This is a genomic window from Streptococcus suis (assembly GCF_046032115.1).
Classification (GTDB): Bacteria; Bacillota; Bacilli; order Lactobacillales; family Streptococcaceae; genus Streptococcus; species Streptococcus suis_AJ.
The window spans coordinates 1-7,947 of sequence record NZ_JARQOZ010000058.1; the positions used below are offsets into that span (position 1 = coordinate 1).

Below are 7,947 nucleotides of genomic sequence, written 5' to 3' on the forward strand. Positions count from 1 at the left end.
TACCGTGGCGATTTTTCTTTTTGAAAGTTTGAAAAGCTATGATGGGTAGGGCATAACCAACTACGGGAATGATTCTATAAATAGTCCCTCATGTCTGTTTATGTTACAATAATCAAAAGGAATAGGAGAACAACTATGATTATTTCAATGAAAAATGTCCATTACAAACGACAGGGAAAGTACATTTTAAACGACATCAACTGGGAATTTAAAAAAGGCGAGCGTTGGGCTATTTTAGGGCTAAATGGGGCTGGAAAGTCAACCCTCCTTCGTATTCTAATGGCTGAGTTTTGGAAGACCTCTGGTGACTTGACGGTTCTTGGAGTGGAGTTTGGCAAGGGAGATATTCCTAGCCTTCGCACTAAGATTGGGGTCGTTGGTTCTTTCCTTGCAGAACGCTTTCCTATTGATTTGACAGCTGAGCAGATTGTTCTGACTGGAAAGTACAAATCCTCCATCCTCTACCGTGAATACGGTCAAGCTGAATTGGATGAAGCCATAGACATGCTCAAAACCATTAAGGCTGAGCACTTGATTGGTCGGACCTATGCTAGTTTGTCACAAGGTGAACGCCAACTCCTGCTCATTGCCCGCAGTTTGATGGAAGAGCCGGCTATTTTGATTTTGGACGAGGCTACTGTGGGCTTAGACCTTTTGGCTCGCGAACGCCTGCTCCACCACATTGACCATATCTGCCAACTCCCAACGGCTCCTGCCATTATCTACGTCACCCATCACGCCGAAGAGATAACTGATAATTTCACCCATGTCCTCCTGCTCAAAGATGGCATGGTATTGGCACAGGGACCCAAAGAAGACATCCTGACACCTGAACTCCTCAGCGATTTTTATGGCAATCAGGTGGAATTGATTGACTTGGGTGAGGGAAGATTATTCATTAAGCCGATATTATAAAAAACAAATCCAGCCCTAGTTTGAGCTGGATTTTAATCGTTCCACCATCACCAAGAACGGTGGGGTATTGACTTGGTTGAGTGGTTTGTAGAGCATGGCTGTAAAGACAGTCTGGTCTAACTGGCTGATAAAGTCTAAAACTGCATCCTTCTCAAGAGCTCCACCCTCGTGACCATAGTAAACCATGATGGCTAGGCGACCACCCACCACCAGTCGGTCAAGAACTTTTTCTATGGCTTGAAGGGTGGTTGCAGGCAGGGTGATGACTGACTTATCCGCCGAAGGAAGATAGCCCAGATTGAAAATGGCTGCCTTGCATTCATCCACATACTGGTCTAGGTTTTCGTGTCCTGTCAAAACCAATTGGGCATTGGTCAAGCCAGCTTTTTCAAGTTTTTCAGCCGTTGTGGTCAGGGCTTGTTCCTGAATATCAAAGGCCACAACTTTTCCTGCTCGTTGGGCTAAAAATAGCGTGTCATGACCATTTCCCATCGTCGCATCGACCGCTAGGTCCTGGTCTGTTAATATCTCATCTAAAAAGGCATGAGCCATGTGTAAAGGTCTAAGCATTTTCTCTCCTTAAGTTAATAATCTTACATAATAATCGGTCAAGGTGGCTTCGTCCACCTTTTTGCGTTGCTGCAACCACCAGCTGACCGTCTCCACAAAAGTCGTCACAACAAAATGCACCAGCAAATCCTCTGGAAGATTTCTCTTATCTTGCATGTAATCTTCAGCAACTTTTGGAAAAATGTCGTGTTTCAACTCCGCTTCCAGTTCTCTTAGAAAATAGGCATTGCGGGACAACAAAAGGCTGGCAACTCGATCTTGATTGATCCGAAAGTGTTTGAAAATATGAACCAATAAGGTCTTCACATCCGCATCTTCACGACCTGTAAATAAATGGTGAAAGAGGTCATGACAAAGTTCTTCCAAAAGAGCCTCTTTACTTGCATAGTGGGCATAGAAAGTGGAACGCCCCACATCTGCCAGGTCAATGACATCCTGCACGCGCATCTCGTCATAGCCCTTATCATTTAATAAGGTCAAAAAAGCCTGAAAAATAGCCCTTTTTGTTTTTGCAATTCGTCTATCCATTTTTCGTACATTTCAAACAATTTGTTCAGAAAAAGACAAACCGTTTCTCTTATTTCTAGTTTTTCGGCTCATTACAGTGCATAATAAACCTATAAACAGTATAACACAGAAAGGGAATCTCATGTCATCTTCTAAAAATACATTTATCGCTTTTCTTCTCAATCTTAGCTTTTCTATCATCGAGTTTATCTTTGGCTGGCTCTTTGGTTCTAGCGCCATCTTAGCAGATGCTGTTCACGATTTGGGTGACGCCCTCGCCATCGGAAGCTCTGCCATCATGCAAACCTATGCCAACAAGCCTGCTGATAGGGTTTATCCCTTTGGCTACAAGAGATGGAATATTTTGGCCGCTCTCTTGACTTCTAGCATTCTGATTATCGGCTCCAGCTTGATCCTTGTGGAAAACATTCCCAATCTTTTCCATCCCCAGCCTGTCAATCAAGATGGGATGCTGGTACTTGGGATTATCGCTGTCATCATCAATTTCCTTGCTTCCCGTATTGTAAAAAATGGTCATAGCCATAATGAATCCATTCTCAGCTTGCACTTTTTAGAGGATATTTTGGGATGGCTGGCGGTCATCCTTGTTTCCATCATTCTTCAATTTACTGATTGGTACTTTCTAGACCCACTACTCTCACTCTGTATTGCTATCTTCATCCTCTCCAAAGCCCTGCCAAAAGTTTGGAACAATATAAAGATATTGCTTGAAACAAGTCCGCAAGGAGTAAATCTTGAAGAAGTTAAAGGAGTCCTCCTGGCTCTTGAAAATGTTCACGAAATCACTCAGCTAAATGTCTGGACCATGGATGGATATGAACATTGTGCGACTGTGACGGTCAAACTGACAAATCCTGCTGTAGCAGACAAGACCAAAGCAAAAATACGGAATTCTCTCAATTCCTTTGGCATTATCCAGAGTACCATCGAAATTTTGTAAAAAAATTTAAAAAAATATCTCATTTTCCTCCACCCATTTACGAATAAATAGGTATGAAGACAATTATCCTATTTTTCCTTGGAGCTTCAATCGGCTCCTTCTTGGGTCTGGTCATCGACCGTTTCCCTGAACAGTCCATTATCTCCCCCTCTAGTCACTGCAATGCCTGCAAGCGACGGCTCAAGGCCTGGGACCTAATACCCATCCTGTCCCAGCTTTCGACAAAATCTAAATGCCGTTACTGCAAGGCCAAGATACCTTATTGGTATCTTGGATTGGAATTCTTAGCTGGTCTAGTCGTCCTGCTCTGCCATTTTCAAGTCCTAAACCTAACCGAAACCATTCTCAGCTTAGCAGGGCTAGTTTTAACCATTTATGACATCAAGCATCAGGAATATCCCTTTGCTGTCTGGCTCGTTTTTACTTTTATAGCTCTGGTACTCTCCCAGCTCAACTGGCTTTTCTGTGGCTTTTTACTCTTGGCCTATCTGACTGAAAAATGGCAAATCAATATTGGTTCTGGTGACTTTCTCTATCTGGCAAGTTTGGCCTTAATATGTGGATTTACAGAACTCCTCTGGATTATCCAGATTAGTTCCCTCCTAGGGCTTCTTGTCTTCACTATTTTCAAACCCAAGTCTATTCCCTACGTACCACTCCTTTTTCTTTCAAGTATTCCTATCATTCTGTGCATCTAAATCGAGTTTTTCTCGATTTTTTTGTTATAATAGAAGGCATATTAGAGTTCAACTCCATCAAAATAATTGGAGTGCCTTCTTGATCGGAAGGCAAAAGGAGAAACGTTATGACACTATTTAAGGATGATAGTTTAACCCTGCATACCGACCTTTATCAAATCAACATGATGCAGGTCTATTTTGACCAAAACATCCACAATAAACACGCTGTATTCGAAGTCTATTTCCGTTCACAACCTTTTAAAAATGGCTACGCTGTATTTGCTGGTTTGGAACGCGTTGTAAACTACCTCAACAATCTCAGCTTTAGCCAGACAGACATTGACTATCTGACAGAACTGGGTTATCCGCAGACTTTCCTTGATTACTTGTCCCAATTGGAAATGACTCTCACTGTCCGTTCGGCTAAGGAGGGCGACCTGGTCTACGCTAACGAACCCATTCTTCAAATCGAAGGACCATTGGCACAATGCCAACTAATCGAAACTGCCCTCTTAAACATCGTCAACTACCAAACCCTGATTGCTACAAAAGCTCGCCGTATCAAGGCCGTCATTGAAGATGAGCCCTTGATGGAATTTGGTACTCGCCGTGCCCAAGAAATGGATGCTGCTATCTGGGGTACACGGGCAGCCTTTATTGGTGGAGCATCTGTGACTTCCAATGTTCGAGCTGGCAAAATCTTCGGTATCCCTGTCGCTGGTACCCATGCCCACGCCTTGGTTCAAACATACGGAGATGATTACAAGGCTTTCAAAGCCTACGCTGAAACCCATCATGACTGTGTCTTCCTCGTTGATACCTATGATACGCTTCGTATTGGTGTTCCAGCAGCCATCAAGGTTGCCAAAGAAATGGGAGATAAGATTAACTTCAAAGGGGTTCGGATTGATTCAGGCGATATGGCCTATATTTCCAAGAAAGTTCGTCAGCAATTAGATGATGCAGGTTTTACAGATGCGAAGATTTACGCATCTAATGACCTGGATGAAAATACCATCCTCAACCTCAAAATGCAAAAGGCAAAAATTGATGTCTGGGGAGTTGGTACCAAACTCATCACCGCCTACGACCAACCTGCCTTGGGCGCTGTCTACAAGATTGTATCCATCGAAGATGAAGATGGAAATATGCGTGACACCATCAAGCTGTCTTCTAATGCGGAAAAAGTCTCCACTCCTGGTAAGAAACAGGTTTGGCGCATCACCTCCAAAGAAAAAGGAAAATCAGAAGGGGACTACATCACCTTTGCGGACACTGACGTCACACAGATGGATAGTATCTATATGTTCCATCCAACTTACACCTACATCAATAAAACCATCGAGAACTTTGATGCACGTCCACTCCTAGTTCCTATTTTCGAAAAAGGAAAACAGGTCTACGAACTTCCAAGCCTAGCGGAAATTCAAACCTATGCCAATCAAGAATTTGATAAGCTCTGGGATGAATACAAACGTGTGCTCAACCCACAGCTCTATCCAGTCGACTTGGCACAAGATGTTTGGGATAATAAGATGAACCTCATCAATCGTATTCGCAAACAAACTCAGACCAAATCCATCTAAGAAAGGTATATTATGACCCTACAGGAAACAATCATCAAAGAATTAGGGGTCAAGCCAAGCATTGACCCCAAAGAAGAAATCCGTCGCTCCATCGACTTTCTCAAAGACTACCTGAAAAAACACCCATTTTTGAAAACCTATGTTTTGGGGATTTCTGGTGGACAAGATTCGACCTTGGCTGGTCGTTTGGCTCAGCTGACTATGGAAGAAATGCGGGCGGAAACAGGTGACGATTCTTATCAATTTATCGCTATCCGCCTCCCTTACGGTGTGCAAGCTGACGAGTCTGACGCCCAAGCAGCCCTAGCCTTTATTCAACCAGATGTCAGCTTAACCATCAACATCAAGGAATCAACAGATGCCATGGTGGCTGCAGTCAATGCAAATGGGCTTACTATGTCTGATTTTAATAAGGGAAATGCTAAAGCCCGCATGCGCATGATTGCCCAATACGCTATCGCTGGAGAACGCAAAGGAGCTGTCATTGGAACCGACCATGCAGCTGAAAATATCACTGGCTTCTTTACCAAGCACGGAGACGGCGGTGCAGACATCCTGCCCCTTTTCCGCCTCAACAAACGCCAAGGAAAGCAGCTTCTAGCTGAACTGGGGGCAGATGAAAAACTCTACCTCAAAGTTCCTACTGCGGACTTGGAAGAAGACAAGCCAGGTCTTGCTGACGAAGTCGCACTCGGTGTTACCTATAACCAAATCGACGACTATCTCGAAGGCAAAACCATCGACCCTCAAGCCCAAACCATTATCGAAGGATGGTGGAACAAAACAGCCCACAAACGCCATCTGCCAATCACGATTTTTGATGACTTTTGGAAATAATACTCTTCGAAAATCAAAATCAGACGTTGTTGACTTGATTTGATGAACTTCAGTTCTATCTGCATCTTCGTCGCCTAGTCTGATTTTGATTTTCATTGAGTATAAATATTATCCCCTGACGATAGGCAACCGTCAGGGGTTTTCTCTTATCTACTCTCCAAATAATCCGCAATCGCTGCGACATCCTTGTCTCCTCGACCGGAAACATTGATAATAATGATTTTATCTTTATCTAGTTGTGGTGCTAATCGAATAGCTTCTGCAATTGCATGAGAACTTTCAATAGCTGGAAGAATTCCTTCTGTACGACTTAAGGTCAGAAGGGCATTAACCGCCTCATCATCTGTTGCTGCGACATAATGAACACGACCAGTTTCCTTATAGTGGGCATGTTCTGGTCCAACGCCTGGATAGTCCAAGCCTGCTGAAATGGAATAAACAGGTGCTACTCCACCATTTTCATCAAAGAGGGAAATAGTCTTCATCCCATCAACCACACCAACTGTTCCCTTAGTCATAGTCGCCGCATGCAGTTCGGTATCAACACCTTTACCAGCTCCTTCTACACCAATCAACTGAACAGATTCATCTGGTAAATATTGAGAAAATGCACCGATGGCATTGGAACCACCACCCACACAGGCAATAACGTAGTCTGGCAAGCGACCTTCTTTTTCCAAAATCTGACGACGAGATTCGACACTGATAATCTTCTGGAATTCATGGACAATGGTTGGATAAGGGTGTGGTCCAACTGCAGAGCCCAATACATAGAAGGCATCTAAATCTGCCATCCAAGCACCGAATGCCGCATCAACTGCCTCTTTCAAGGTTTGCGTTCCATCCGTTACAGCATGAACACGCGCCCCCATCATCTCCATTCGAAAAACATTGAGTCGTTGGCGTTTGACATCTTCAGCCCCCATATAGACATCACATCCCAAACCAAAGCGGGCAGCTACAGCAGCCGTCGCAACCCCATGTTGACCAGCACCAGTTTCTGCAATCACTCGAGTTTTCCCCATTCTTTTTGCCAATAGAATTTGCCCCAGCACATTGTTTAACTTATGAGAACCTAAGTGATTCAAATCTTCCCGTTTGAGATAGATTTTCGCTCCACCAAGCTCCTTGGTCAATGATTCCGCAAAATACAATGGCGTTTCACGACCAGCATAATCTTTCAGATAAGCTTGGTATTCCGCCAAAAATTCTGGATCATTGCGGTACTGTTCAAATGTTTCCTCTAGCTGATCCAACAAAACCTGAATTTGCTCTGGTACAAAACTACCACCAAACTGTCCAAAATAACCTTTTTCTGCCATATTCTTTCCTCTTTCTATTTTTTAATAACTAAAATATTATGATACATTGTTTCGTTCTTGTTTTACCTAATTGCTTCGCCATCGTTTCATCTTGATTACCTCGTTTAGATAGTAGTCTTTCAGTTTGCTTTTAGTACTCGCTCTAACTATCTGGGAGATAGTTGGAGATTGGAAATAAAGCGAACAACGTTCGCGTCAAAAGCTGCAGGCAGCTTGTACAGTCGAGTGACTGTACAAGGTTGGAAATAGCACTTGCGGAGCAAGTCACCCCTGCAGAGTACTGCAAAGCGAATTCAAATAATGATGAAATTATTTGAAGTTGGAAATATGGAAACGAAGTTTCCTCATTCGTCGACGTAATATAGTCATTTAGTTTTAAAATAGTATCACAAAGAATACTCAACCGATTGACATCTCCTCAATAACTCAGCCACTTTTCTTTTCAATCCAGCCCAAAATCGTTCAATTGGGTTGAGTTCAGGAGAGTAAGGGGGAAGCGGAAGAAAATAGTGTCCCTTAGCCACTGCAAGCTCATCTAGTTGTTTCTTGGGATGAAAAGCTGCATTATC

General features: G+C 43.3%; 9 protein-coding genes. 5 read left to right on the forward strand and 4 right to left on the reverse strand.

Translation table 11 applies throughout. The annotated features are described in order from the left end of the window. The first annotated feature begins 135 nt into the window (after window positions 1–135). A complete protein-coding gene (locus P7J36_RS11200) occupies window positions 136–915 on the forward strand; it encodes an ABC transporter ATP-binding protein (protein WP_408552156.1) in 780 nt (259 codons plus the stop codon). 15 nt (window positions 916–930) lie between these two features. On the opposite strand, the gene mnmM is transcribed toward P7J36_RS11200, so the two are convergent. Further along, complete coding sequence (gene mnmM, locus P7J36_RS11205; protein ID WP_024384601.1) at window positions 931–1,485, reverse strand: tRNA 5-(aminomethyl)-2-thiouridylate-methyltransferase MnmM; 555 nt, start codon at window positions 1,483–1,485, stop codon at window positions 931–933. A gap of 9 nt (window positions 1,486–1,494) precedes the next feature. After that, a complete protein-coding gene (locus P7J36_RS11210) occupies window positions 1,495–2,013 on the reverse strand; it encodes a TetR/AcrR family transcriptional regulator (protein ID WP_395315138.1) in 519 nt (172 codons plus the stop codon). Between the two features lie 121 nt (window positions 2,014–2,134). Here P7J36_RS11210 and P7J36_RS11215 point away from each other — a divergent pair, with 121 nt between their 5' ends. From P7J36_RS11215 to nadE, 4 genes are all read left to right on the forward strand, one after another. Next, window positions 2,135–2,953: a cation diffusion facilitator family transporter gene (locus P7J36_RS11215; protein WP_274718144.1), complete on the forward strand. Its 819-nt coding sequence runs from the start codon at window positions 2,135–2,137 to the stop codon at window positions 2,951–2,953. Between the two features lie 53 nt (window positions 2,954–3,006). Beyond that, on the forward strand, window positions 3,007–3,651 hold the full coding sequence (locus P7J36_RS11220; protein ID WP_014638478.1) for a prepilin peptidase: 645 nt from the start codon (window positions 3,007–3,009) through the stop codon (window positions 3,649–3,651). Between the two features lie 107 nt (window positions 3,652–3,758). Further along, window positions 3,759–5,219: a nicotinate phosphoribosyltransferase gene (locus P7J36_RS11225; RefSeq protein WP_024384597.1), complete on the forward strand. Its 1,461-nt coding sequence runs from the start codon at window positions 3,759–3,761 to the stop codon at window positions 5,217–5,219. Window positions 5,220–5,231: 12 nt separating this feature from the next. After that, on the forward strand, window positions 5,232–6,056 hold the full coding sequence (gene nadE, locus P7J36_RS11230; protein WP_024406671.1) for an ammonia-dependent NAD(+) synthetase: 825 nt from the start codon (window positions 5,232–5,234) through the stop codon (window positions 6,054–6,056). Between the two features lie 146 nt (window positions 6,057–6,202). Here nadE and trpB read toward each other — a convergent pair whose 3' ends face one another. Then, entirely contained in the window at window positions 6,203–7,378 is a 1,176-nt protein-coding gene (gene trpB, locus P7J36_RS11235; protein ID WP_408552155.1) for a tryptophan synthase subunit beta, read from the reverse strand. A gap of 386 nt (window positions 7,379–7,764) precedes the next feature. Beyond that, on the reverse strand, window positions 7,765–7,947 hold a 183-nt coding region (locus tag P7J36_RS11240), incomplete at its 5' end, for a transposase (RefSeq protein WP_408552154.1).

Bases quoted from the DNA above. Each gene is read 5' to 3' on its own strand.
- P7J36_RS11200 (WP_408552156.1), top strand. From the start codon at position 136: ATGATTATTTCAATGAAAAATGTCCATTACAAACGACAGGGAAAGTAC.
- mnmM (WP_024384601.1), bottom strand. From the start codon at position 1,485: ATGCTTAGACCTTTACACATGGCTCATGCCTTTTTAGATGAGATATTA.
- P7J36_RS11210 (WP_395315138.1), bottom strand. From the start codon at position 2,013: ATGGATAGACGAATTGCAAAAACAAAAAGGGCTATTTTTCAGGCTTTT.
- P7J36_RS11215 (WP_274718144.1), top strand. From the start codon at position 2,135: ATGTCATCTTCTAAAAATACATTTATCGCTTTTCTTCTCAATCTTAGC.
- P7J36_RS11220 (WP_014638478.1), top strand. From the start codon at position 3,007: ATGAAGACAATTATCCTATTTTTCCTTGGAGCTTCAATCGGCTCCTTC.
- P7J36_RS11225 (WP_024384597.1), top strand. From the start codon at position 3,759: ATGACACTATTTAAGGATGATAGTTTAACCCTGCATACCGACCTTTAT.
- nadE (WP_024406671.1), top strand. From the start codon at position 5,232: ATGACCCTACAGGAAACAATCATCAAAGAATTAGGGGTCAAGCCAAGC.
- trpB (WP_408552155.1), bottom strand. From the start codon at position 7,378: ATGGCAGAAAAAGGTTATTTTGGACAGTTTGGTGGTAGTTTTGTACCA.